Genomic DNA, 21,935 nt, shown 5'->3' with positions numbered 1-21,935 from the left:
TGCGTCGTTTCCACCTGTTGCAGCGGCTCTTCAGCCTGCTTGTTCACCGACTTGCGGGCGCGGCCCAGTTTTACGGGCGCGGGTGCCACGTACGGTGCGGGGCTGGCGTGCGTTTCGATCAGCTGCATGCCCGCGGCCTTGAGCGACTCGTCGATCGGCGGCAGGACGATGGGGTGCGTGTGATCGCCCGTGGATGCCGGAGCGGCGGCCTCGGTGGGGGCTGCGGGGGCTGCGGCGCGCGCAGTGGTTGCCGCCGCTGCCTGCGCCGTCGTATCGGCTATCGCTGCGGGGGTGGGGGACGGCGAAGCCTTCTGGGCCTCGTCGCGGTCACTGCTGGCGGTCGTCACGAAAGACACGGGCTGGGCAACAGGCTCGACGTCCGTGGGTTCGATTGCCTCGGTTACCGCATCCGTCGTCACCGCATCCGTTGCTTCGATCGCCGTATTGGCCGCGTCGGCCGCCGCGGCATCGGTGACGGATGGCTGATCCGCGACTTGGGCGTCGGGCGCCGTTGTCGCGATGACGTTCTCAGCCGTGGGGGCCTCGGGGACGTTGGTCGCCGCGTGATCGATTGCGACTGCGGTGGCCTTGGCGGCGACAGGCGCTTCGATGGCAGCCGTGGCGTCGAAGGTGTCGGCGTCAGTGGGCTGCTCGGCCTCGGCCTGCAGCACGTCGGGGTCGAAACGTGGCGTTTCGTGCGTTTCGAGGTCGCCGTCGTGATCGCTGTCGGCGTCTTGCTGCTCGTTGCCCGTGGTGGCTTCACCGGCCTCGCTGGAGCGGCGGCCACGGCGGCCGCGACGGCGGCGGCGCTTGCGCTCGGGGTCTTGCGGCTCGAGCACGGTGTCGGCGTCGTGATCGATGGCGGGCCCGGCGACGTTGACCTCGGCCTCGGCGGCGTCGGTGTCCTGGCTGCTGACGATGGCGTCGACGTCCTGGTCGGTCGTCGTCACGCTGGCTGCGACGGCGCTGGTGGCACCGGCGACGACCGCCGTGGCTGCGGGGATGGCCGTGTCGTCGGCGCCGCTGTCCGTGCCGACGTTGCCGTCGATCGGTTCGATGGCTTCTTCGTGGCGGTTGCGTCCGCGCCCGCGGCGGCTGCGGCCGCGGCGCGTGTCACCAGTCTCTGTGGCGTCCGTCGCGGCTTCGGGGACTGTCGGGGTGTTGCGTTCGTCCGTGGCGCGGTCGGCAGGCCGCTCGCGGCGCGATGCCGCACGGCTGTCGGCGGGCTTGTCGCCGCGTTCGGAGCGCTCGCCGCGCTCAGCGCGTTCCGTACGTTCAGTGCGCGGGCCGCGTTCGCCCGCCTCGGCCTTCTCGGTGCGGTTGCCGCGCTCGTGGCGGCCATTGCCGCGGCTGTCGCTGCGGCGGCCGTTGCGGCCCGCGCCATTGCGGCGGTTGCCGTCTTCGCTGGCGCGTGCCGGGCTGGCCGGGGTTTGCGTCGGGGCGGCGGGGGTTTCCGCAGGGGTCGGGGCGCTGAACCAGCCCAGGATGCGCTTGAAGAGCCCGGTGGACGCCGGGGCTGGCGCGGCGGTTGCCGGGCTGACCGCTGCCGCCTTGGCCGGACGCTCGACGTGATGCGGCGCCGGTTGGGCCGGCTGGATGCCCTTCACCAGGGCCTCGGGGCGCGACTTGGCCTCTTGGGCCTTGTTGGGCTGCCAGATGAGCTTTTCTTCGGGTTCTTGCACGAGCTCGAAGCTGGTCTTGTTTTCATCCAGGCGCGGATCGTCGTGGCGCAGGCGTTCGATGTGGTGATGCGGGGTCTCGAGCGACTTGTTGGGGATGAGAACGAGGTTGACCTTGAGGCGCGACTCGATCTGGCTGATGTCGTGGCGCTTTTCGTTGAGCAGAAAGGTGGCCACATCGACGGGCACCTGGGCGTGCAGGGCCGCCGTGCCTTCTTTCATGGCTTCTTCTTGCAGCAGGCGCAGCACGTGCAGGGCGCTGGACTCGGCGTCGCGGATGACGCCAGTGCCCGTGCAGCGGGGGCAGGTGACGTGCGAACCTTCGTTCAGAGCCGGGCGCAGGCGCTGGCGGGAGAGTTCCATCAGGCCGAAGCGGGAAATCTTGCCCATCTGCACGCGGGCGCGGTCGAAGTGCAGGGCATCGCGCAGGCGGGTTTCGACGGCACGCTGGTTCTTGGTCTCCTCCATGTCGATGAAGTCGATCACGATGAGGCCGCCGAGGTCGCGCAGGCGCAGCTGGCGGGCGACTTCGTCGGCCGCTTCGACGTTGGTGCGCAGGGCGGTTTCCTCGATGTCGGCGCCGCGCGTGGAGCGCGCCGAGTTGACGTCCACCGCCACCAGGGCCTCGGTGTGGTCGATGACGATCGCGCCGCCCGAGGGCAGGGTGACCGTGCGCGAGTAGGCGGTTTCGATCTGGTGTTCGATCTGGAAGCGCGAGAACAGCGGCACGTCGTCGCGGTAGCGTTTGACGCGGTTGACATTGTCGGGCATGACCACGCTCATGAACGCCGTGGCCTGCTCAAAGATGTCGTCGGTGTCGATGAGGATTTCACCGATCTCGGGCGAGAAATAGTCGCGGATGGCGCGGATCACCAGGCTGGATTCGAGGTAGATCAGGATCGGCGCCTTGTTTTCGCGCGCCGCGCCGTCGATCGCCGTCCAGAGCTGCAGCAGGTAGTTGAGGTCCCATTGCAGTTCTTCGACGCTGCGGCCGATGCCGGCGGTACGGGCGATCATGCTCATCCCGGCGGGGATTTCGAGCTGATCCATGGTTTCGCGCAGTTCTTGGCGGTCTTCGCCTTCGACGCGGCGCGAGACGCCGCCGCCGCGCGGATTGTTGGGCATGAGCACCAGGTAGCGGCCCGCCAGCGAAATGAAGGTGGTGAGGGCCGCGCCCTTGTTGCCGCGTTCTTCTTTCTCGACCTGGATGATGAGTTCCTGGCCTTCGGTGAGGGCGTCCTGGATGCGCGCCGTGCGCACATCGACCCCTTCTTTGAAGTAGGTGCGCGCGACTTCCTTGAAAGGCAGGAAGCCGTGGCGTTCTTCACCGTAGCTGACGAAGCAGGCCTCGAGACCCGGTTCGATGCGGGTGATGACCCCTTTGTAGATGTTGCCCTTGCGCTGTTCGCGCCCGGCGGTCTCGATGTCCAGATCGATGAGTTTCTGGCCATCGACAATAGCGACGCGTAATTCTTCTTGGTGCGTCGCATTGAATAGCATGCGTTTCATGAGTGGGTTTCTCCGTTGTCAGGGCGCGCCAGGTTTGGCGCACGACCACGGGTCACTCGGTGTGCGATGCGGCAGTCTGCGAAGGAGGTGGCTGCGGACGTGATCAGGCCGCGCCAGTCTCCGGTATGAGTGGCACGGCGCGCTGATGGGCGCGAGGTTCTGTCAGCAGGGAGGTCAAGGACACGGTCGTGGTTGACAAAGGGTTGCTGGGAACGGCGAACGCGCGCTGTGCGGCGTTCGGTGCGGAAGAGCGAGCAGAAATCTGCAGCGTCGCACGCGGCATGCTATCGATTCTTTGTTCGTCGATGGACGGAAGAAAGAACCAGGACAGAACCGGCGACCAAGGACCCAGAGACCAAAACCCAGGCAGTACAATAGTGCTTCTGCTGGCCCGGCGGAGATGCATCCATTGCCTCTCTACGCAGGGCGGTTTTTGGCCTCTATAGGCTGCAGCGATTATATGCTGCTTTTCCCTATGCGCAAAATAGTTGTTTCACCCGATACCAAACCGGCGGTACGGCACGTGCTCGTCGATGCCGAATCCGCGGGCCAGCGCCTGGATAATTTTCTGCTGCGCGTCGTCAAGGGGGTGCCCAAGAGCCACCTCTACAAGGCCATCCGCGACGGCCAGGTGCGCGTCAACAAGGGGCGCTGCAAGGCCGAAACCCGGCTGGCGTCCGGCGACAGCGTGCGCATCCCGCCGCTGCGTCTGCCCGCCCCCGATGCGCGCCCGCCCGTGCCCGCCGCGCACTTCCCCGTGCTGTACGAAGACGCGCATCTGCTCGTCATCGACAAACCATCCGGGGTGGCCGTGCACGGCGGCAGCGGCATCTCGTTTGGCGTCATCGAACAGCTGCGCGCCGCGCGCCCCGACGAACGTCTGCTCGAACTCGCCCACCGGCTCGACCGCGAAACCTCGGGCGTGCTGATGGTGGCCCGCAGTCGCAAGGCCCTGGTGGCCCTGCACGACATGATGCGCCAGAGCCTGGGCCGCAAGCAGTACCTGGCCCTGGTCGTGGGCGACTGGGTCAACGACCGCCAGCACATCCGCGCGCCGCTGCTCAAGTACCTGACCCCCGGCGGCGAGCGTCGTGTGCGCGTCGATGCCCTGGGCAAGCCCGCCCACACCATCATCACCCTGCGCAAGCGCTATGGCGGGGCGTTTTCCCTCGTCAACGCCGAACTGCGCACCGGGCGCACCCACCAGATTCGCGTGCATCTGGCATCGCAGGGCCATCCCATCGCCGGCGACGAAAAATACGGCCCGGATGCCGTGCGCGCCGCCCTGTTCGCCCAGGGCTTCAGGCGCATGTTCCTGCACGCCTACCACCTCGAAATCGCCCACCCCGTCACCGGCGAGCCGCTGGTCTTCGATGCTCCGCTGCCGCCCGACTGCCAGGCGCTGCTCGATTCACTGGCGCAAGAACGCGCCTGACCCGCCGCCCCCTTGCCTCATGCCCCGTTTTTGATCAACTGCGTCCAGACATGCCCGAGCATCCAACTTCCCCGTTCCAGCCCCAAGCCGCCCAGGCCGCCTACCAGGCCGTGATCTTCGACTGGGACGGCACCCTGCTGGATTCCACCCATCACATCACCGGCGCCCTGATCGCCGCCTGTCGCGACCTCGATCTGCGCGAGCCCAGCCGCGAAGAGGCCGGCTGGGTCATCGGCCTGTCGCTGCAGGCCGCCTTGTATCGCCTCGTGCCCGAGTTGCCGGCAGGGCAGGTGGAACGCTTCGTCGAGCGCTATAAATTCCATTTCATGCAGCTGCAGACCGACATGCACCTGTTCGACGGCCAGGCCCAGCTGTTGCGCGATCTCCACGCCCGGGGCGTGATCCTGGGCGTGGCTACCGGCAAGACCCGCCTGGGCCTTGATCGTTCCATCGAGCTGCTGGGGCTGGACGGCATCTTCCAGGCCACGCGCACCGCCGACGAGGCGCGCGGTAAACCCGACCCCGACATGCTCGAACAACTGCTCGTCGAACTGGCCCTGCCGCCCGAAGCCGCCCTCATGGTCGGCGACACCACCCACGACATCCTCATGGCCCACGCCGCCCACGTCGACAGCCTGGCCGTGTCCTACGGCGCCCACCGCGCCAGTCTGCTGGAAACCGCCAACCCCACCGCCCAAGTCGCCACCGTCACCGACATGCAAGCCTGGGTGCGCGCCCGCGCCCGCGGGGTCCGTGAGCCGCAGCCGACCGCAGCCGACAGTAATCTCAGCTAGCCAGACTCAGTCAGCCAGACTCGGCTGGCCCGATTCAGCTGGCCAGAAACAAAAACAGCGTCGGCTTCTTCTCGAAAGCCGGCGCCCCCGCCTTGCGCCACTGCGCCACCGTGCGCGTCTGGATGCTCTCGTCTTCGCACGTCAGTGAACTGGCAATGCACACGCGCGTCGTCTCGCGCAGCGTCGCTGTCAGCGCCTCGAACATCGCCCCATTGCGATACGGCGTTTCGATCAGGATCTGCGTCTGCTGCAGCTTGTGCGACGCCGATTCCCAGCTGCGCAACTGCGCATCGCGCTCGTGCGCCTTCACCGGCGCGTAGCCGTGAAACGCGAAGCGCTGCCCCTGCAGCCCGCTGGCCATCAGGCCCAGCATGATCGACGAGGGCCCCGTCCAGGGCAGTACCCGCAGCCCCCGGACGTGCGCCCGCGCCACCACCAGCGCCCCCGGATCGGCCACAGCGGGACAGCCCGCCTCGGACACCAGCCCCACATCCTGATCTGTCGGCACCGCCTTGAGCCAGCCGTCGATCTCCTGCGCCGTGGTGTCCGGCTTCAGCGTTTCGATGGAAATTTCCTGCAGCGGCACCGTCGTGCCCACCAGCTTCAGGAAAGCGCGCGCCGTCTTGGCGTTTTCGGCAATGAAATAGCGTAAGTGCGTCGTGATTTCACGTGCGGCCTGGGGCAGCCAGCGCTCGGGGTCGGCCTGTCCGAGGCCCACGGGGATAAGGTGCAGAATCGTCATGATCGAAGCAAAGTCAAAGAAACGTCGTCGGAGCGACACGTCAAAGCTGAAAGGCGGCGGGCTGCAGCGGGTCGAGGCCGAAATCGCGCAACAGACGGCAGACCGTGATCAGGGGCAGGCCGATGATCGCCGTCGGGTCGTCGCTGCGCATGCGCGCCATCAGCGCGATGCCCAGCGCCTCCGCCTTTGCGCTGCCCGCCGTGTCGAACGGCTGCTCGGCGCGCAGGTAGTGCTCGATCTGGCCCGGCGTCAAGGGCAGAAACTCGCACTCGGTGCTGACGTGCTCCAGCGCCTGGCGGCGCCCATCCGTCACGCAGACCGCCGTCTCGAACGACACCGTCCGTCCCGCAAAACGGCTCAGTTGTTGATAGGCGGCTTCATAGGAACCGGGCTTGCCGATAGGCGCGCCGTCAAAGACCGCCACCTGGTCGCTGCCGATCACCAGTGCTCCCGGGTGGTCGGCGGCCACGCGGGCGGCCTTTTCCCGCGCCAGCCGCCTGGCCAGTGCCAGCGGGGCCTCGCCCGGGCGCGGGTGTTCGTCGATGTCGGGGGCTTGCGTGTCGAACGGCAGCTGCAGGCGCTCGAGCAGCGCGCGCCGGTAGCGCGAGCTGGAAGCTAGAATCAGGGGCATGGTGGCGGCGTGCGTGGTCAAGTCGGCAGTGTACTGCGCCCCTGGTGTGCCAACCCCAAAATTGACTACTGCCCCAGAAGCCGACTAGAATCTAGAGTTTTCCTGGAAAACAGTTTTCATGATCATCGACGCCATGGAATTTGCGCGCGCCGGTCAGGTGCTGGAAGGCACCGCCGTTGCAAGCACCTTTGTGCGTCTGTGTGAAGGGCTGCCCCAGCCACAGGACGCACAAGTGAGCTGGCGGCTTGCCGGGCGCTGCGATGCCGGTACTGGCCAGCTGTGGCTGGACGTACAGGCGCAGGGCCGGGTGCGGGTGGTCTGCCAGCGCTGCATCGAGCCCTTTGGTCTGGACTTGCAGGTGGACAACACGCTCGGTCTGGTGCGCAACACCGCCGAACTCGAAGCCATGGAAGCCCTGGAAACAGCGGCAGACGACGCGGGCCCCGAGTACCTGGTGGCCGAGCGCCATCTCGACGTGCTGGCCCTGATTGAAGACGAGCTGATTCTGGTGCTGCCCTATGCCCCCCGGCATGCGGTGTGCCCCGAACCCTCGGACGAACCTTCGCCTTCCAGGCAAAGCAAGCCTTCGCCGTTCGCAGTCCTGGAACAGCTCAGGAAACACTGAATTTTCACTTACCCAGCGGGCTCGTGCTTACCTTACAATGAGCGGCCCCGAACACAGGAGTCATCATGGCTGTTCAGCAAAACAAAAAGAGCCCGTCCAAGCGCGGCATGCATCGTTCGCACGATTTTCTCGTGGCTCCGGCAACCGCCATCGAGCCCACCACGGGCGAGCTGCATCTGCGCCACCACATCAGCCCCAACGGCGTGTATCGCGGCCGCAAGGTTCTGAAGACCAAGAACGACGAATAATCCGGCGCACCGAGAACACATCGCGCCCGATGTCCGATCGTACAATCACCGTCGCCATCGACTGCATGGGCGGCGACCATGGCCTGCCGGTCACCGTGCCGGCCGCCATGGCGTTCGCCCAGGCTCACCCGGACACCCGCTGTCTGCTGGTGGGCGACGAATCCCAAATCCGCCAGGCCCTGCAGCAGAATGCGGCGCCCGCCGGTCAGTTTGAAATCCTGCACGCCTCCGAAGTCGTCACCATGCACGACCCCGTCGAGGTTGCCTTGCGGCGCAAGAAAGATTCTTCCATGCGGGTGGCGGCCCAGGCGGTCAAAGATGGCCGCGCCGATGCCGCGCTGTCGGCCGGCAACACCGGCGCCTGGATGGCGATCTCCCGCTACGTGCTCAAGACGCTCGAAGGCATCGACCGCCCGGCCATCGCCACGGCCCTGCCCAATCAGCAGGGGGGTTCCACCACCGTGCTCGATCTCGGTGCCAACGTCGATTGCTCAGCGGAAAACCTGCTGCAGTTCGGCCTCATGGGCGCCGCGCTGGTGTCCACCGTCGATCGCAAGGCACAGCCCTCCGTGGGGCTGCTCAACATCGGCGAAGAAGTCATCAAGGGCAACGAGGTCGTCAAGCAGGCCGCCGAGCTCTTGCGCACCAGCGGCCTCAACTTCTACGGCAACGTCGAAGGCGACGACATCTTCAAGGGCACGGTGGACGTCGTGGTCTGCGACGGCTTCGTCGGCAACGTCGTGCTCAAGTCCATCGAGGGTCTGGCGCGCATGATCGGCACCATGATGCGCGAAGAATTTCGCCGCAACGCGCTCACCATGGCGGCGGGCCTGGTGGCCACGCCGGTGCTGCAGCGCTTCCGTGCCCGCGTGGACAATCGCCGCTACAATGGCGCAGCCTTGCTGGGCCTGCGCGGCATCGTCATCAAGAGCCACGGCTCCGCCGACGCCTATGCCTTCGGACAAGCCCTGTTGCGAGCCCGCGAAGCCGTGCTCAATGGCCTGCTCGAGGGCACCATCCAGCGGCTCGACGTCTTGCGCAGCCGCATGCCATCGCCCGCGACGGGCGATGCTTCGCAGGCTGTCTAGTCTCTTTTTCGGAATCGATATGCCTTACGCCAGGATCACCGGAACGGGCGGCTACCTGCCCCCTCGCATTGTCAGCAACGACGACCTGGCTGCCGAGCTGGCCACCCGAGGCGTTGAAACCTCGGATGCCTGGATCGTCGAGCGTACCGGCATCCGCCAGCGCCACATTGCCGAGCCGGGCACCAAGACCAGTACGCTGGCGACGGCCGCCGCGCGTGCCGCGCTGGACAACGCCGGTCTGCGGGCCGAAGACATCGATCTCATCATCGTCGCCACGTCCACCCCCGACTTCATCTTCCCCAGCACCGCCTGTCTGGTGCAGGCCAATCTGGGCGTGGGCGGCGCGGCGGCCTTTGACGTACAGGCTGTCTGCAGCGGCTTTGTCTACGGGCTGGCCACCGCCGACGCCTTCATCCGCGCCGGGCGCGCACGCCACGCCCTGGTGATCGGCGCCGAAGTCTTCTCCAGCATTCTCGACTGGAGCGACCGGCGCACCTGCGTGCTGTTTGGCGATGGTGCCGGGGCCATGATCCTCAGCGCCGCCGACGAGCCCGGCATTCTCGCGGCGCGCCTCAACGCCGATGGCCGCCAGCAGCACATCCTGTGCGCCGCGGGCAATGTGTCGGGCGGGCAGGTGACGGGCGACCCCTTTCTGCGCATGGATGGCCAGGCCGTCTTCAAGCTGGCGGTCAATTCGCTGGTGCGCTCGGCGCACGAGGTGTGCGACGAGGCCGGGGTTGAACTCTCCCAGCTCGACTGGATGGTGCCTCATCAGGCCAACGTGCGCATCCTCAACTTCATCAGCCGCAAGCTGGGCCTGCCTGAAGAAAAACTCATCGTCACGCTCGACAAGCACGCCAACACCTCGGCGGCCAGCGTGCCGCTGGCCTTCGACGTCGCCTGGCGCGATGGCCGCATCCACGCGGGCCAGCTGGTGCTCCTGCAAGGGGTGGGGGGCGGCTTCACCTGGGGCTCCGTCCTCGTGAAACTCTGAGGTTTCAGACTCATGAAAATCGCATTTGTCTTTCCCGGTCAGGGCTCGCAAACCGTCGGCATGATGGATGCCTGGGCGCAGGACGCCGGTGTCCTGGCCACGGTGCGGCAGGGCAACGCCGCCCTGGGCGAAGACCTGGCACAGTTGATCGCGCACGGCCCGGCCGAGGCGCTCAACCTCACCACCAACACACAGCCCGCCATGCTGCTGTGCTCGGTGGCCATGTACCGTGCCTGGCGGCAGGCCGGTGGGGCGGCCCCCGCCGTGGTGGCCGGCCACAGCCTGGGCGAATACTCGGCCCTGGTGGCGGCGGGGGCCTTGGGCCTGGACGATGCCGTGCGCACTGTGCGCGTGCGCGCCCAGGCCATGCAGTCCGCCGTGCCGGTGGGCGTGGGCGGCATGGCCGCCATCCTCGGGCTGGATGACGACGCCGTGCGCCAGGCCTGTGCGCAGGCCTGCGGCGCGGATGCCGTCGTCGAGGCCGTCAATTACAACGCACCGGCCCAGGTCGTGATCGCCGGCCATGTGGCCGCCGTCGAACGCGCCTGCGAGCTGGCGCGCGCCGCGGGTGCCAAGCGTGCGCTCGTGCTGCCGGTGTCGGCGCCTTTCCATTCGCGCCTGCTCAAGCCCGCCGCCGACGTGCTGGCCGATGCCCTGGCCAAGGTGCCGCTGGCCGTGCCCGCCGTGCCACTCATCAACAACGTGGACGTGGCTCAGCCCACCGATCCGGCGGCCATCCGCGACGCGCTGGTGCGCCAAGCCTGGCATCCCGTGCGCTGGGTCGAGACCATCCAGCGGATGAAGCAGCAAGGCGTCACGCATCTGGTCGAGTGCGGTCCCGGCAAGGTGCTCACCGGGCTGGTCAAGCGCATCGACCGCGACATCGCAACGTTCAACATCACTGATCCGGCGTCTCTGCAACAGACGCTGGCGGCTTTGGGAGACTGATATGTCCGAGACCGATCTGAACGGCAAGATCGCCCTGGTCACCGGGGCATCGCGCGGCATCGGCCGTGCCATTGCACAAGAACTGGCCGCCGCGGGCGCGACGGTCGTGGGGACGGCGACGTCCGCGGCCGGGGCCGAAGCCATCACCGAGGCGCTGGGCGCCCAGGGCGGGCGCGGCGTCATGCTCAACGTCGATGACGCCGCGGGCTGCGACGCCGTGCTGGCCGAACTCGCCGCCCAGGGTGGCCCGCAGATTCTCGTCAACAACGCCGGTATCACGCGTGACGGCCTCATCCTGCGCATGAAAGACGACGATTGGGCCGCCGTGCTCGGCACCAATCTGTCGGCGGTGTTCCGCCTGTCGCGCGGCGTGGCCAAGACCATGATGAAGGCCCGCTGGGGGCGCATCATCAACATCACTTCGGTGGTGGGCTACAGCGGCAATCCGGGGCAGGCCAACTACGCGGCGGCCAAGGCCGGCGTGGCCGGCATGTCGCGTTCGCTGGCGCAAGAACTCGGCAGCCGCGGCATCACGGTCAACTGCGTGGCGCCCGGCTTCATCGACACCGACATGACCCGCGCCCTCAACGAAGCCCAGACGGCGGCCATCCTGGGGCAGATCCCTCTGGGGCGCCTGGGTTCCGCGGCTGAAATCGCGCACGCGGTGGCCTATCTGGCCAGCCCTCAGGCAGGGTACGTCACCGGCACGACGCTGCACGTCAATGGTGGTATGTATATGTAGTCCCCGGAACGGATGCCGGCGGTCTAAGGTAAAATCCGTTCAAACTCAGTCTGCAGGTCTCGGTGCTTCTGTCGTGCGGTACGTTTGTGCCCTGGTGTCCGAGCTGCTTTTTTTGATCAAAACCCGCAGCCCAGCAGTATTCATTTGGCTATAATTCGCGGGATTTTTCCTTACTGGAGATATGCATGGAAAGCATCGAACAGCGCGTCAAGAAGATCGTCGCTGAGCAACTCGGCGTCAACGAAGCCGAGATCAAAAACGAATCTTCCTTCCTTGACGACCTCGGTGCCGACTCGCTCGATATGGTCGAGCTCGTGATGGCGCTCGAAGACGAATTCGAAACCGAGATCCCCGACGAAGAAGCCGAAAAGATCACCACGGTGCAGCAGGCGGTCGATTACATCACCTCGCACAGCAAGCAGTAATCTCATTCAGACCCGGCGCCGCAGGCGATGCGGCGTGGGGCCACGGGCAGTTCACGACGGGTGATCATCGGGCCGGCAGTCTTGCGGGTCCGACCTGATGATCTGCCTTGAACTGCCTTTTTCCATTTCAGGAGCCGTATGTGAAACGACGAGTCGTCATAACCGGGTTGGGCATCGTGTCGCCCGTAGGCAACGATGTCGAGACCGCATGGGATAACCTCATCCATGGCCGCTCGGGGATCGGGCGGGTCACACGATTCGACGCCTCAGTGCTCAACAGCCAGATTGCCGGTGAAGTCCGCGGTTTCGAGGTCACCGAGTACGTCGGTGCCAAAGAAGCCAAGCAGATGGATACCTTCATCCACTACGGGGTGGCCGCCGGGGTGCAGGCCTGGCGTGATTCCGGGCTCGACATCGACACCGAAGACGCCGACCGCATCGGCACCATCATCGGGTCGGGCATCGGCGGCCTGCCGCGCATCGAAGAAACCCAGATCGAATTCCTGCAGCGCGGCGCGCGACGCATCTCGCCATTCTTCGTACCGGCTTCGCTCATCAACCTCATTTCCGGGCAGCTGTCCATCATGCTGGGGCTCAAGGGGCCCAGCTATGCCGTGGTGTCGGCCTGCACCACCGGCCTGCACTGCATCGGCGACGCCGCGCGCCTGATCGAATACGGCGATGCCGACGTGATGGTGGCCGGGGGCGCGGAAAGCTCGGTGTCGCCGCTGGGCATGGGGGGCTTTGCCGCCATGCGCGCCCTGTCCACCCGCAACGACGACCCGGCCACGGCCTCGCGCCCCTGGGATCGCGACCGCGACGGCTTCGTGCTGGGCGAGGGCGCCGGCGTGCTGGTGCTCGAAGAATACGAGCACGCCAAGCGCCGCGGCGCACGCATCTACGGCGAATTCCTGGGCTACGGCATGAGCTCCGACGCGCACCACATCACCAGTCCCGACCAGGACGGGCCGCGCCGGGGCATCCTGCACGCCCTGCGCAACAGCAAGGTCAACGCCGACCAGATCAGCTACGTCAATGCGCACGGCACGTCCACGCCCCTGGGCGACAAGAACGAAACCGAGGCCCTCAAGCTGGCTTTCGGCGATCATGCCTACAAGCTGGTGGTCAACTCCACCAAGTCCATGACGGGGCACCTGCTGGGCGCCGCCGGGGGCATCGAGGCTGTCTTCACCACGCTGGCCGTGTATCGGCAGGTTTCCCCGCCCACCATCAATCTGTTCAATCAAGACCCCGACTGCGATCTCGATTACTGTGCCAACCAGGCGCGCGATCTGAAAATCGATGTGGCCTTGTCCAATTCCTTCGGTTTTGGCGGCACCAACGGTTCCATGATCGTGGGGCGCCTGTAAGCGGGGCCGGGCATGAGCGAGCGCGAGGTTGACCTCGCGCTGGTCGAACGCGTGCGGCGCGGCGACCGGCATGCCTTCGATCTGCTGGTCATCAAGTACCAGCGCAAGATCATGCGCCTGCTGGCGCGCATGATCCACGACCCCGCCGAGGTCGAGGACGTCGCGCAAGAGGCTTTCATCAAGGCCTACCGGGCTCTGCCGCAGTTTCGCGGCGACAGCGCCTTCTACACTTGGCTGTACCGCATCGCCATCAATACGGCGCGCAACTGGCAATCGGCCAGCTTCCGGCGGCCCGTCACCGTCTCCACGCTGGAAAACGAAGACGGTGAAACTTTTGAGCAGATCGACAGCCTAAGCGATCAGAGTACGCCCGAGTCGATGATGGCCAGCCGCCAGATTGCGCAAACCGTCAACGAGGCCATCGACGCCTTGCCCGATGAGCTGCGCACGGCCATCGTACTGCGGGAGATCGAAGGAATGAGTTATGAAGATATCGCCAGCACCATGCAGTGCCCGATCGGCACCGTCCGATCCCGTATCTTTCGGGCTCGCGAAGCGATCGCCGCGCGCCTGCGGCCCGTCATGGATCAAGACTCGGCGCGCCGCTGGTAAGGAGCCATCATGAATGCCCATCGTGAACCTGTCGCCGACGCCTCCTGGGAGGCCTCCGTGTCCGCCTGGGTGGACGGCGAGGCCGAGCTGCGCGCCGAAGAACTGGATACGCCCTATGGCCGTCAGGTGTGGGACACCTATCACCTCATCGGCGACGTCATGCGCAGCCACGACTTGGCCATCCAGCCCTCCGAGCGCTTCTACGCGCGCCTCACCACGGCGCTGGACGCCGAACCGGCCATCGTCGCCCCGCTGGCGTTGCCGCGGCACCCGGCGTGGCGTCTCGGCCTGTCGGGCCTGGCCGTGGCGGCGGCCGTGGCGTCGGTGGTCTGGATGGTTCGTCCCCTGATGTCGGGCACGCCTACGCAGCCCACCGCCGCGCCCGTGATGGCGCAGGCCGACGACACCGAGGCGCCCGATCCCACCCTGGCCGACTACATGTCGGCGCACCAGGACATGGCGGGTGCGGGCCCGGTGCGGCAGGTGTCCTACGACAGCATGGGGTCGCGCTGATGAGCGCATGGCGTGGCGGGGGATGGCGCGCGATCTCGTGGCGCCTCCTGCTCGGGGCTTGCCTGTGCCTGACGGGCCCGGGGCAGGCCGCCGCGGCGGATCTGCTCAATTTCCTGCAGCAGGTGCAGGAAGCCGCCCGCACCCTCGACTACGCGGGCATCTACGTCTATCAGCAGGGGCATTCCCTGCAGGCTTCGCGCGTGGTGCACGTGGTGGACGGCACCGGCGAGCGCGAACGCCTTGAAGTGCTGGATGGCGCGCCGCGCGAGTGCCTGCGCCAGAACGGCCTCGAACAGTGCCTGCGCCCCGACCACAAGCTGGTGGTCATCCAGCCCGCCCGCAGCGACCACTTTCCGGGCCTGCTGCTGGGCAACGACCAGGCCATTGCCGACCACTACTCGTGGCAGCCGTCGCCGCACACGTACCGTATCGCGGGGCGCGACTGCGCCGTCTCCGACCTCAAGGCGCGCGACCACCTGCGCTACAGCTACCGCATCTGCACCGATCTCAAGACGCACTTGTTGCTGAAATCCCAGACGCTCGACGCGGCGGGCCACCTGGTCGATCAGGTGGCCTTCAGCAGCATCCGCCTGGGGGCCGACGTGCAGCCCGCCGCGCTCACGTCGCCATGGAACACCCGCGACTGGCGCCTGCTCACCGAATCCAGCGAAACCATCGATCTCAAGGCCCAGGGTTGGCGGTTTTCCCTGCCCGCGGGGTTTGCGCCGGTGGCTGAACTGTCCCGCCAGATCGGGCCCGATCACGCCGTGGATCAGCTGGTCGTCTCCGACGGATTGACGGCCATTTCAATTTTTATTGAAACCTTTGACCCGAAACGGGATCAAAACATCAGACAGGGAGGCCTGCGGCAGGGCGCGGTGAATATTTACCGCTTGCGTCTTGCTTCCTACTGGTTGACGGCTGTCGGTGAAGTGCCCGCGCAAACGGTTCGCGACCTGGCACGCGCCGTCCAGTACGTGCCGCGGGCCGCCCACTAAAACACACTTTCTCTTCCAAGGAGAACTCCATGGCTTTTCATTTGCCAGCTGGTTCAGGCATCAAGCGAGTGGTGGCTGGCGCGGCGGCCAGCGTCTTGCTGGCCAGCACTTTGCCCTTGGGCGTGGCCCAGGCGGCCAGTGCGTCGGCGCCCACGGTCGCTTTGCCCGACTTCACCCAGGTCGTGGCCGAAACCGAGGGCTCGGTCGTCAACATCCGCACCACCGAAGCCGTGCCCGTGCGCCGCTCTTCGCCCATGGGGCCGGGCGGCGATCCCTCCGATCTGTTCCGCTGGTTCTTTGGCCCCGACTTCATGCCGCCGGGCTACGGCCCGCAGCAGCAACAGAAGCCGCATGCGCAGCCCAATCAGCCGACGCCCAAAGAGCGCACGGTGCCGCGCGGCATCGGCTCGGGCTTCATCATTTCCAGCGACGGCTACGTGCTGACGAACAACCACGTCGTGGATAATTCCAACGGCATCTTCGTCACCATGACCGATGGCAAGGAATACAAGGCCAAGGTCATCGGCACCGACGCTCGCACCGACATCGCCTTGCTCAAGATCGATGCCAAGGGCCTCAAGCCGCTGGTCATCGGCGACTCCAATACGCTCAAGAAAGGGCAGTGGGTGCTGGCCATCGGCTCGCCCTTCGGTCTCGATTCCACGGTGACCGCGGGCATCGTCAGCGCCATCAACCGCGATACGGGCGACTATCTGCCGTTCATCCAGACCGATGTCGCCGTCAACCCGGGTAATTCGGGCGGCCCGCTCATCGATCTCAACGGCCACGTGGTCGGCATCAATTCGCAGATCATCTCGCGCAGCGGCGGCTTCATGGGCATCTCCCTGGCCATTCCGATCGACGAGGTGATGCGCGTGGTCGATCAGCTCAAGGCGCATGGCAAGGTCACGCGCGGGCGCATCGGCGTGCAGATCACCGAGGTGCAGGACGACGTCGCCAAGGCCCTGGGCCTGGGCACGGCGCATGGCGCGCTGGTCAGCAGCGTCGAGCCTGACGGCCCGGCAGCCAAGGCCGGCATCCACGCGGGTGACGTCATCACCGCCTTCAACGGCGAGAAGATCGAACACATGACCGATCTGCCGCGTCTGGTGGGGGCCACCCGGCCAGGCACCGAAGCCACCATCCAGGTCTGGCGCAAGGGCAAGGCGGTCGATCTGAAAGCCAAGGTGGCCGAGCTCGACCAGAAGGCCGCCGGCCAGCAGGGTGAGCAGGCGCCTTCAGCCAGCGGGGTGGATCGCCTGGGCCTGAGCGTCGAGGCGCTGCCCGCCGATGCCGACCAGAATCAGGGCGTGGCGGTGGCCCAGGCGCAAGGCCCGGCAGCCGATGCCGGTATCGAAGCGGGTGATATCATCTTGCGCATCAACGATACCGACATTACCAGCCCGAAGCAGTACGCCAGCGTCGTCAAGGGGCTGGACAAATCCCGCCCGGCCGTCCTGCTGGTCAGCCGCGATCAGCAATCCCAGTGGGTGATCGTGAAGCCCCAGTGATCCCTCGGGTGGGAAAAAGCTAAAATAGCGGCTACACGAGAGGGGGCGCCCCGCGGCGTCCCCTCTCTTGCGTATGGGCGGGCCGTCGCGGCGCGCGTCTTTCTTTCAATTTTCCGATTTCTTCCTCGCCGTCTATGGACAATATCCGCAACTTTTCCATCATTGCGCACATCGATCATGGCAAATCGACCCTGGCCGACCGTCTGATCCAGCGCTGCGGAGGGCTGCAGGATCGCGAAATGGCCGCGCAGGTGCTCGATTCCATGGACATCGAGCGCGAGCGCGGCATCACCATCAAGGCGCAGACGGCAGCCTTGCGCTACACCGCCGACGATGGCCAGGTGTACGAACTCAACCTCATCGACACCCCGGGCCACGTCGATTTCTCCTACGAAGTCAGCCGCTCGCTGTCGGCCTGCGAGGGGGCCTTGCTGGTGGTCGATTCCACCCAGGGGGTCGAGGCGCAGACGGTGGCCAACTGCTACACCGCCATCGAACTGGGGGTCGAGGTGGTGCCGGTGCTCAACAAGATGGATCTCCCCTCGGCCGACCCCGACGCCGCCGCCGCCGAGATCGAGGACGTCATCGGCATCGACGCCACCGACGCCATCCAGGCCAGCGCCAAGACGGGGCTGGGCATCGATGAAATCCTCGCGGCCATCGTGGCCCGCGTGCCCGCGCCACAGGGCGATCCGCAGGCGCCGCTGCAGGCGCTCATCATCGATTCCTGGTTCGACAACTACGTGGGCGTGGTGATGCTGGTGCGCATCGTCAACGGCACGCTGCGTCCCAAAGACAAAATCCTGCTCATGGCCACCGGGGCCACCCACCTGTGCGAACAGCTGGGGGTCTTCACGCCCAAGTCGCAGGCGCGCACGGCGCTGTCGGCGGGCGAGGTCGGCTTCATCATCGCCGGCATCAAAGAACTGGAACACGCCAAGGTGGGCGACACCGTCACCCTGGCGGGCAAGCCGGCCAGCAAGGCGCTGCCCGGCTTCAAAGAAGTCAAGCCGCAGGTGTTCGCGGGGGTCTATCCGGTCGAGTCCAGCGAATACGACCAGCTGCGCGATTCGCTCGAAAAGCTCAAGCTCAACGATTCTTCGCTCATGTTCGAGCCCGAAGTCTCGCAGGCCCTGGGTTTCGGCTTTCGCTGCGGCTTTCTCGGCCTGCTGCACATGGACATCGTGCAAGAGCGGCTCGAACGCGAATTCGACATGGACATCATCACCACCGCGCCGTCGGTGGTCTATGAAGTGCTGGATCGCAGCGGCACCCTGCTCATGGTGGACAGCCCGGCGCGCATGCCCGAAGTCGGGCACATCCAGGAAATCCGCGAACCCATCATGACGGTGACGCTGTTCATGCCGCAAGAGTACGTCGGGCCGGTGATGTCGCTGTGCACCAACAAGCGCGGCGTGCAGCTCAACATGAGCTACCACGGTCGCCAGGTGCACCTCACGTATGAAATCCCCCTGGCGGAAATCGTGCTCGACTTCTTCGACCGGCTGAAGTCCGTGTCGCGCGGCTATGCCTCGATGGACTACGAGTTCAAAGAATATCGCGTGGCCGACGTGGTGCGCGTCGATCTGCTCATCAACGGTGACAAGGTCGATGCCCTGTCCATGATCGTGCACCGCGCCAATGCGCGCATGCGCGGGCGAGATGTCGTCACGCGCATGCGCGGCCTCATCCCCCGCCAGATGTTCGACATCGCCATCCAGGCCGCCATCGGCGCCGAGGTCGTGGCGCGCGAAAACGTCAAGGCCCTGCGCAAGAACGTGCTGGCCAAGTGCTACGGCGGCGACATCTCGCGCAAGAAGAAGCTGCTCGAAAAGCAGAAAGCGGGCAAAAAGCGCATGAAGCAGGTGGGCAACGTGGAAATCCCGCAAGAGGCTTTCCTTGCCGTGCTGCAGGTTGAAGACAAATAAGGATCACCGATGAGTTGGGATTTCGCCCTGTTGCTGTTCATTGCCCTGGTGGTCACCGGCATCGTCTGGCTGCTCGACCGCCTGTGGCTGCGCGCTGGCCGCCGCCGACGCGCCGAGGCGCAGGCGCAGGCCTGCCGCAATAACGCGGCGGGGCTCGATGCCGAGGCGCTGAGCGCCGAGTGCCAGCAGGTCTACGAGCGGGCCAACCGCGCGCCCTGGTGGGTCGAGTACTGCGTCAGCTTTTTTCCGGTGATTTTGTTCGTCTTCGTGCTGCGCTCGTTCGTGGTCGAACCGTTTCGCATTCCGTCTGGCTCGATGCTGCCCACGCTCGAAAACGGCGACCTCATCCTGGTGAACAAATTCCAGTATGGCCTGCGCCTGCCGGTGATCGACCGCAAGGTGGTCGAGCTGGGCTCGCCCCGGCGCGGCGACGTGGTGGTGTTCCGCTACCCGGTCGATCCCTCGGTGGATTACATCAAGCGGGTCGTGGGGCTGCCGGGCGACGTCGTCGAATACCGTAACAAGACGCTGTCCATCAACGGCACGCCGGTGCCGCACACGCGCGATGGCGACTACTTCGAGCCCGACCGCGCCGCCTACGTGGGCCAGTACCAAGAGCAGCTGGGCGACGTGGCGCACCGTATTTTGCTCAATGCCAACGCGGCGCAAGATTTCATGCCCATCACGCGCTTTCCCAACTTCAAGGATTGCAGCTACCTGGCCGATGGCGTGCGCTGCACGGTGCCCGCGGGCAATTACTTCATGATGGGTGACAACCGCGACAACAGTCTCGACAGCCGCTACTGGGGCTTCGTGCCCGATCGCAACATCGTCGGGCGCGCCTTCTTCATCTGGATGAACTTCAGTTCGCCCAGCCGCATTGGCGGGTTCCACTGATGGCCCGGCTCGATACCCTGCAGGACGCGCTGGACTACCGCTACCAGGATCAGGCCCTGCTGCGGCAGGCGCTCACGCACCGCAGCCACGGCATGCCGCATAACGAGCGGCTCGAATTCCTGGGCGATTCCGTGCTCAATTTCGTGGTGTCCACCTTGCTGTTCACCGAACACGCCGAAATGAACGAGGGCGACCTGTCCCGGGTGCGCGCCAACCTGGTGAAAGAATCCGCCCTGGCCGAGATCGCGCTGGGCCTGTCCCTGTCCGATCATCTGCGCCTGGGCGAGGGCGAACTCAAAAGCGGTGGCTTCCGTCGTCCGTCCATCCTGGCCGACGCGCTCGAAGCCATTTTCGGCGCGCTGTACCTGGATGGCGGCTATGCGCAGGTCAGCCGCGTCATCGAGCGCCTGTACCGGCCCATCCTGTCGCACCTCGACGTGCGCACCTTTGGCAAAGACCCCAAGACCCTGCTGCAGGAAATGACGCAGGGCAGGGGGCTGGCCTTGCCGCACTACGAAGTGCTGGCCACCCGCGGGGCGGCCCACGACCAGACCTTCGACATCGTCTGCACGGTCGATCAGCTCGACATCCGCGTCGAGGCCTCGGGGGCCAGCCGCCGCGCGGCCGAGCAGACGGCGGCGCGCGAAGCCATTGCGCGCATCGAGGCGCTCGGGCCGGCCCGCAAATCGGCCCGGCGGGCGCCGCGCAAGCACGTCCAGGCATCCGTCGGCACCCAGGAGCAAAAATGAATACAGCCAGCCGTTGTGGTTTCGTGGCCCTGGTCGGGCGGCCCAATGTGGGCAAGTCCACCCTCAGCAATGCGCTCATCGGCGCCAAGGCCTCCATCGTCTCGCGCAAGGCGCAGACCACCCGCCACCGCATTCACGGGGTGCTCACCCAGGGGGCGGATCAATTCATCTTCGTCGATACGCCTGGCTTCCAGACGCGCCACGGCGGGGCCATGAACCGCATGATGAACCGCGTCGTCACCCAGGCGCTGGCCGAGGTGGACGTGGTCGTACACGTCGTCGAAGCGGGCAAGTGGTCGGCGGGCGACGCCGCCGTGGTGCCCCTGCTGCCGCGCCAGCGGCCCGTGATCCTGGCCGTCAACAAGGTGGACACGCTCAAGGACAAGAACAGCCTCTTTGCCTACGTCACGCGCCTGACCGGGCAGTTCCCCTATGCGGCGGTGGTGCCGGTCAGCGCGGCCCGCTCGGTGCAGCTCGATGTCCTCACACAAGAGGTCGCCCAGCACCTGCCCGAGGCCGAGCACCTGTTCGAGGCCGATGCCTTCACCGACCGCCCGGTGCGTTTCCTGGCCGCCGAACTCATCCGCGAGAAGATTTTCCGCCTGGTGGGCGACGAGCTGCCCTACGGCTGCACGGTGGTCATCGAGCAATGGGATGAAAACGAAACCGGGGTGCGCGTTGCCGCCTGCGTCGTCATCGAGCGCGAAGGCCACCGGCCCATCCTGCTGGGGGCGGGCGGCCAGCACATGAAGCGCATTGCCACCGAAGCCCGCCAGGACATGGTCAAGCTGCTCGACAAACCCGTGTTCCTGGACGTCTACGTCAAGGTGCGCAAGGGCTGGTCGGGCCGCGACGCGACGCTGCGCGAACTGGGGTATGACTAAACGAGGCCAGCGCGTCCAGGATGCCCCCGGCTACGTGCTGTACGCCAGCCCCTGGCGTGAGACGTCGCTCATCGTGCAGTGCTTCAGCCGCGATCATGGCCTGATGGCGCTGGCGGCCAAGGGGGCCAAGCGGCCCTATTCGGTGCTGCGCCCGGTGCTGGTGGCCTTCCAGCCGCTCTGGCTGTCGTGGTCGGGGGCCGCCGAAGTACGCACCCTGGTGCGCGCCGAAGCCGGGCCTGTGCGCCTGCTGGCGGGGCGCGCCATGATGTCGGCCTGGTATCTGAACGAACTGATCCTGCGCCTGCTGGGCCGGGAAGACCCGCATCCCGGCGTCTATGATGCCTACGAGATGGCCCTCGATCAGCTGGCCGACCCACGGGCGCGCTCGCATGCGCCCGCCTTGCGCCGCTTCGAGTGGCTGCTGCTCGCGCAGGCGGGGTACGGTTTCGATCAGCCCGATCCCGATTTCGACGATCCGGCGCTCGAACCCATCTTGCGCCAGCAGCTGCGCGAACGCATCGATCAGCTGCTGGAGGCCCCCTTGCGCACGCGCCAGGTGCTGCTCGACTTGCAGCGTTACTGAATACCGGGATCGCAGCGGCAGGCGGCTTTC

Annotated in this window: 22 protein-coding genes; 19 read left to right on the top strand and 3 right to left on the bottom strand. The window is 66.2% G+C overall.

What is annotated here, in order from left to right; genetic code table 11:
• Positions 1 to 3,188 (bottom strand): Rne/Rng family ribonuclease (locus CCA01S_RS06100; protein ID WP_066455574.1); only part of this gene is annotated, 3,188 nt, incomplete at its 3' end.
• A gap of 460 nt (positions 3,189 to 3,648) precedes the next feature.
• Here CCA01S_RS06100 and CCA01S_RS06095 point away from each other — a divergent pair.
• Together CCA01S_RS06095 and CCA01S_RS06090 are read left to right on the top strand one after the other, a co-directional pair.
• The gene (locus tag CCA01S_RS06095) at positions 3,649 to 4,623 is read left to right on the top strand and encodes an RluA family pseudouridine synthase (RefSeq protein WP_084386534.1); all 975 of its coding nucleotides are present in this window, start codon (positions 3,649 to 3,651) and stop codon (positions 4,621 to 4,623) included.
• 50 nt (positions 4,624 to 4,673) lie between these two features.
• Entirely contained in the window at positions 4,674 to 5,417 is a 744-nt protein-coding gene (locus CCA01S_RS06090; RefSeq protein WP_066455533.1) for an HAD family hydrolase, read from the top strand.
• Between the two features lie 34 nt (positions 5,418 to 5,451).
• Here CCA01S_RS06090 and CCA01S_RS06085 read toward each other — a convergent pair whose 3' ends face one another.
• Together CCA01S_RS06085 and CCA01S_RS06080 are read right to left on the bottom strand one after the other, a co-directional pair.
• Positions 5,452 to 6,159 carry an SAM-dependent methyltransferase gene (locus tag CCA01S_RS06085; RefSeq protein ID WP_066455531.1) on the bottom strand — a complete coding sequence of 236 codons (708 nt, stop codon included), beginning with the start codon at positions 6,157 to 6,159 and terminating at the stop codon, positions 5,452 to 5,454.
• Positions 6,160 to 6,199: 40 nt separating this feature from the next.
• Positions 6,200 to 6,790, bottom strand: coding sequence for a Maf family nucleotide pyrophosphatase (locus tag CCA01S_RS06080; protein ID WP_066455570.1), 591 nt, complete (start codon positions 6,788 to 6,790; stop codon positions 6,200 to 6,202).
• Between the two features lie 118 nt (positions 6,791 to 6,908).
• Between CCA01S_RS06080 and CCA01S_RS06075 the strand changes: the two genes are divergently transcribed.
• The 17 genes from CCA01S_RS06075 to recO all read left to right on the top strand — a co-directional run bounded on the left by CCA01S_RS06075 (position 6,909) and on the right by recO (position 21,905).
• Positions 6,909 to 7,415: a YceD family protein gene (locus CCA01S_RS06075; protein WP_066455529.1), complete on the top strand. Its 507-nt coding sequence runs from the start codon at positions 6,909 to 6,911 to the stop codon at positions 7,413 to 7,415.
• Between the two features lie 65 nt (positions 7,416 to 7,480).
• Complete coding sequence (rpmF, locus tag CCA01S_RS06070) at positions 7,481 to 7,663, top strand: 50S ribosomal protein L32 (protein ID WP_066455527.1); 183 nt, start codon at positions 7,481 to 7,483, stop codon at positions 7,661 to 7,663.
• Between the two features lie 29 nt (positions 7,664 to 7,692).
• Positions 7,693 to 8,751: a phosphate acyltransferase PlsX gene (gene plsX / locus CCA01S_RS06065; protein ID WP_066455525.1), complete on the top strand. Its 1,059-nt coding sequence runs from the start codon at positions 7,693 to 7,695 to the stop codon at positions 8,749 to 8,751.
• Between the two features lie 19 nt (positions 8,752 to 8,770).
• The gene (locus CCA01S_RS06060; protein WP_066455523.1) at positions 8,771 to 9,745 is read left to right on the top strand and encodes a beta-ketoacyl-ACP synthase III; all 975 of its coding nucleotides are present in this window, start codon (positions 8,771 to 8,773) and stop codon (positions 9,743 to 9,745) included.
• 12 nt (positions 9,746 to 9,757) lie between these two features.
• Positions 9,758 to 10,693, top strand: a complete 936-nt coding sequence (gene fabD, locus CCA01S_RS06055) for an ACP S-malonyltransferase (RefSeq protein ID WP_066455520.1) — start codon at positions 9,758 to 9,760, stop codon at positions 10,691 to 10,693.
• 1 nt (position 10,694) lies between these two features.
• On the top strand, positions 10,695 to 11,435 hold the full coding sequence (fabG, locus tag CCA01S_RS06050) for a 3-oxoacyl-ACP reductase FabG (protein ID WP_066455517.1): 741 nt from the start codon (positions 10,695 to 10,697) through the stop codon (positions 11,433 to 11,435).
• 185 nt (positions 11,436 to 11,620) lie between these two features.
• Entirely contained in the window at positions 11,621 to 11,860 is a 240-nt protein-coding gene (gene acpP, locus CCA01S_RS06045) for an acyl carrier protein (protein WP_043680887.1), read from the top strand.
• Positions 11,861 to 12,000: 140 nt separating this feature from the next.
• Positions 12,001 to 13,230 carry a beta-ketoacyl-ACP synthase II gene (gene fabF, locus CCA01S_RS06040; RefSeq protein WP_066455514.1) on the top strand — a complete coding sequence of 410 codons (1,230 nt, stop codon included), beginning with the start codon at positions 12,001 to 12,003 and terminating at the stop codon, positions 13,228 to 13,230.
• 12 nt (positions 13,231 to 13,242) lie between these two features.
• On the top strand, positions 13,243 to 13,842 hold the full coding sequence (gene rpoE / locus CCA01S_RS06035; RefSeq protein WP_066455513.1) for an RNA polymerase sigma factor RpoE: 600 nt from the start codon (positions 13,243 to 13,245) through the stop codon (positions 13,840 to 13,842).
• 9 nt (positions 13,843 to 13,851) lie between these two features.
• On the top strand, positions 13,852 to 14,355 hold the full coding sequence (locus CCA01S_RS06030; RefSeq protein ID WP_066455503.1) for a sigma-E factor negative regulatory protein: 504 nt from the start codon (positions 13,852 to 13,854) through the stop codon (positions 14,353 to 14,355).
• Entirely contained in the window at positions 14,355 to 15,353 is a 999-nt protein-coding gene (locus CCA01S_RS06025) for a MucB/RseB C-terminal domain-containing protein (protein WP_066455500.1), read from the top strand. Before CCA01S_RS06030 ends, CCA01S_RS06025 begins: the two co-directional genes overlap by 1 nt.
• A 29-nt stretch (positions 15,354 to 15,382) precedes the next feature.
• The gene (locus CCA01S_RS06020; protein WP_066455497.1) at positions 15,383 to 16,864 is read left to right on the top strand and encodes a DegQ family serine endoprotease; all 1,482 of its coding nucleotides are present in this window, start codon (positions 15,383 to 15,385) and stop codon (positions 16,862 to 16,864) included.
• Between the two features lie 134 nt (positions 16,865 to 16,998).
• Complete coding sequence (lepA, locus tag CCA01S_RS06015) at positions 16,999 to 18,792, top strand: translation elongation factor 4 (protein ID WP_066455495.1); 1,794 nt, start codon at positions 16,999 to 17,001, stop codon at positions 18,790 to 18,792.
• 9 nt (positions 18,793 to 18,801) lie between these two features.
• Positions 18,802 to 19,689 (top strand): signal peptidase I, encoded by an 888-nt coding sequence (gene lepB / locus CCA01S_RS06010; RefSeq protein ID WP_066455493.1) that lies wholly within the window; start codon positions 18,802 to 18,804, stop codon positions 19,687 to 19,689.
• Positions 19,689 to 20,438 carry a ribonuclease III gene (gene rnc, locus CCA01S_RS06005; RefSeq protein ID WP_066455491.1) on the top strand — a complete coding sequence of 250 codons (750 nt, stop codon included), beginning with the start codon at positions 19,689 to 19,691 and terminating at the stop codon, positions 20,436 to 20,438. The genes lepB and rnc overlap by 1 nt, the downstream gene beginning before the upstream one ends.
• A complete protein-coding gene (gene era / locus CCA01S_RS06000; RefSeq protein WP_066455488.1) occupies positions 20,435 to 21,322 on the top strand; it encodes a GTPase Era in 888 nt (295 codons plus the stop codon). The genes rnc and era overlap by 4 nt, the downstream gene beginning before the upstream one ends.
• The gene (recO, locus tag CCA01S_RS05995) at positions 21,315 to 21,905 is read left to right on the top strand and encodes a DNA repair protein RecO (protein ID WP_066455485.1); all 591 of its coding nucleotides are present in this window, start codon (positions 21,315 to 21,317) and stop codon (positions 21,903 to 21,905) included. Before era ends, recO begins: the two co-directional genes overlap by 8 nt.
• Positions 21,906 to 21,935 lie beyond the last annotated feature (30 nt).

This window comes from Castellaniella caeni NBRC 101664 (genome assembly GCF_001592225.1).
Classification (GTDB): Bacteria; Pseudomonadota; Gammaproteobacteria; order Burkholderiales; family Burkholderiaceae_B; genus Castellaniella; species Castellaniella caeni.
This window is presented reverse-complemented; position numbering and strand designations above follow the sequence as displayed.

Bases quoted from the DNA above. Each gene is read 5' to 3' on its own strand.
- CCA01S_RS06095 (WP_084386534.1), top strand. From the start codon at position 3,649: ATGCTGCTTTTCCCTATGCGCAAAATAGTTGTTTCACCCGATACCAAA.
- CCA01S_RS06090 (WP_066455533.1), top strand. From the start codon at position 4,674: ATGCCCGAGCATCCAACTTCCCCGTTCCAGCCCCAAGCCGCCCAGGCC.
- CCA01S_RS06085 (WP_066455531.1), bottom strand. From the start codon at position 6,159: ATGACGATTCTGCACCTTATCCCCGTGGGCCTCGGACAGGCCGACCCC.
- CCA01S_RS06080 (WP_066455570.1), bottom strand. From the start codon at position 6,790: ATGCCCCTGATTCTAGCTTCCAGCTCGCGCTACCGGCGCGCGCTGCTC.
- CCA01S_RS06075 (WP_066455529.1), top strand. From the start codon at position 6,909: ATGATCATCGACGCCATGGAATTTGCGCGCGCCGGTCAGGTGCTGGAA.
- rpmF (WP_066455527.1), top strand. From the start codon at position 7,481: ATGGCTGTTCAGCAAAACAAAAAGAGCCCGTCCAAGCGCGGCATGCAT.
- plsX (WP_066455525.1), top strand. From the start codon at position 7,693: ATGTCCGATCGTACAATCACCGTCGCCATCGACTGCATGGGCGGCGAC.
- CCA01S_RS06060 (WP_066455523.1), top strand. From the start codon at position 8,771: ATGCCTTACGCCAGGATCACCGGAACGGGCGGCTACCTGCCCCCTCGC.
- fabD (WP_066455520.1), top strand. From the start codon at position 9,758: ATGAAAATCGCATTTGTCTTTCCCGGTCAGGGCTCGCAAACCGTCGGC.
- fabG (WP_066455517.1), top strand. From the start codon at position 10,695: ATGTCCGAGACCGATCTGAACGGCAAGATCGCCCTGGTCACCGGGGCA.
- acpP (WP_043680887.1), top strand. From the start codon at position 11,621: ATGGAAAGCATCGAACAGCGCGTCAAGAAGATCGTCGCTGAGCAACTC.
- rpoE (WP_066455513.1), top strand. From the start codon at position 13,243: ATGAGCGAGCGCGAGGTTGACCTCGCGCTGGTCGAACGCGTGCGGCGC.
- CCA01S_RS06030 (WP_066455503.1), top strand. From the start codon at position 13,852: ATGAATGCCCATCGTGAACCTGTCGCCGACGCCTCCTGGGAGGCCTCC.
- CCA01S_RS06025 (WP_066455500.1), top strand. From the start codon at position 14,355: ATGAGCGCATGGCGTGGCGGGGGATGGCGCGCGATCTCGTGGCGCCTC.
- CCA01S_RS06020 (WP_066455497.1), top strand. From the start codon at position 15,383: ATGGCTTTTCATTTGCCAGCTGGTTCAGGCATCAAGCGAGTGGTGGCT.
- lepA (WP_066455495.1), top strand. From the start codon at position 16,999: ATGGACAATATCCGCAACTTTTCCATCATTGCGCACATCGATCATGGC.
- lepB (WP_066455493.1), top strand. From the start codon at position 18,802: ATGAGTTGGGATTTCGCCCTGTTGCTGTTCATTGCCCTGGTGGTCACC.
- rnc (WP_066455491.1), top strand. From the start codon at position 19,689: ATGGCCCGGCTCGATACCCTGCAGGACGCGCTGGACTACCGCTACCAG.
- era (WP_066455488.1), top strand. From the start codon at position 20,435: ATGAATACAGCCAGCCGTTGTGGTTTCGTGGCCCTGGTCGGGCGGCCC.
- recO (WP_066455485.1), top strand. From the start codon at position 21,315: ATGACTAAACGAGGCCAGCGCGTCCAGGATGCCCCCGGCTACGTGCTG.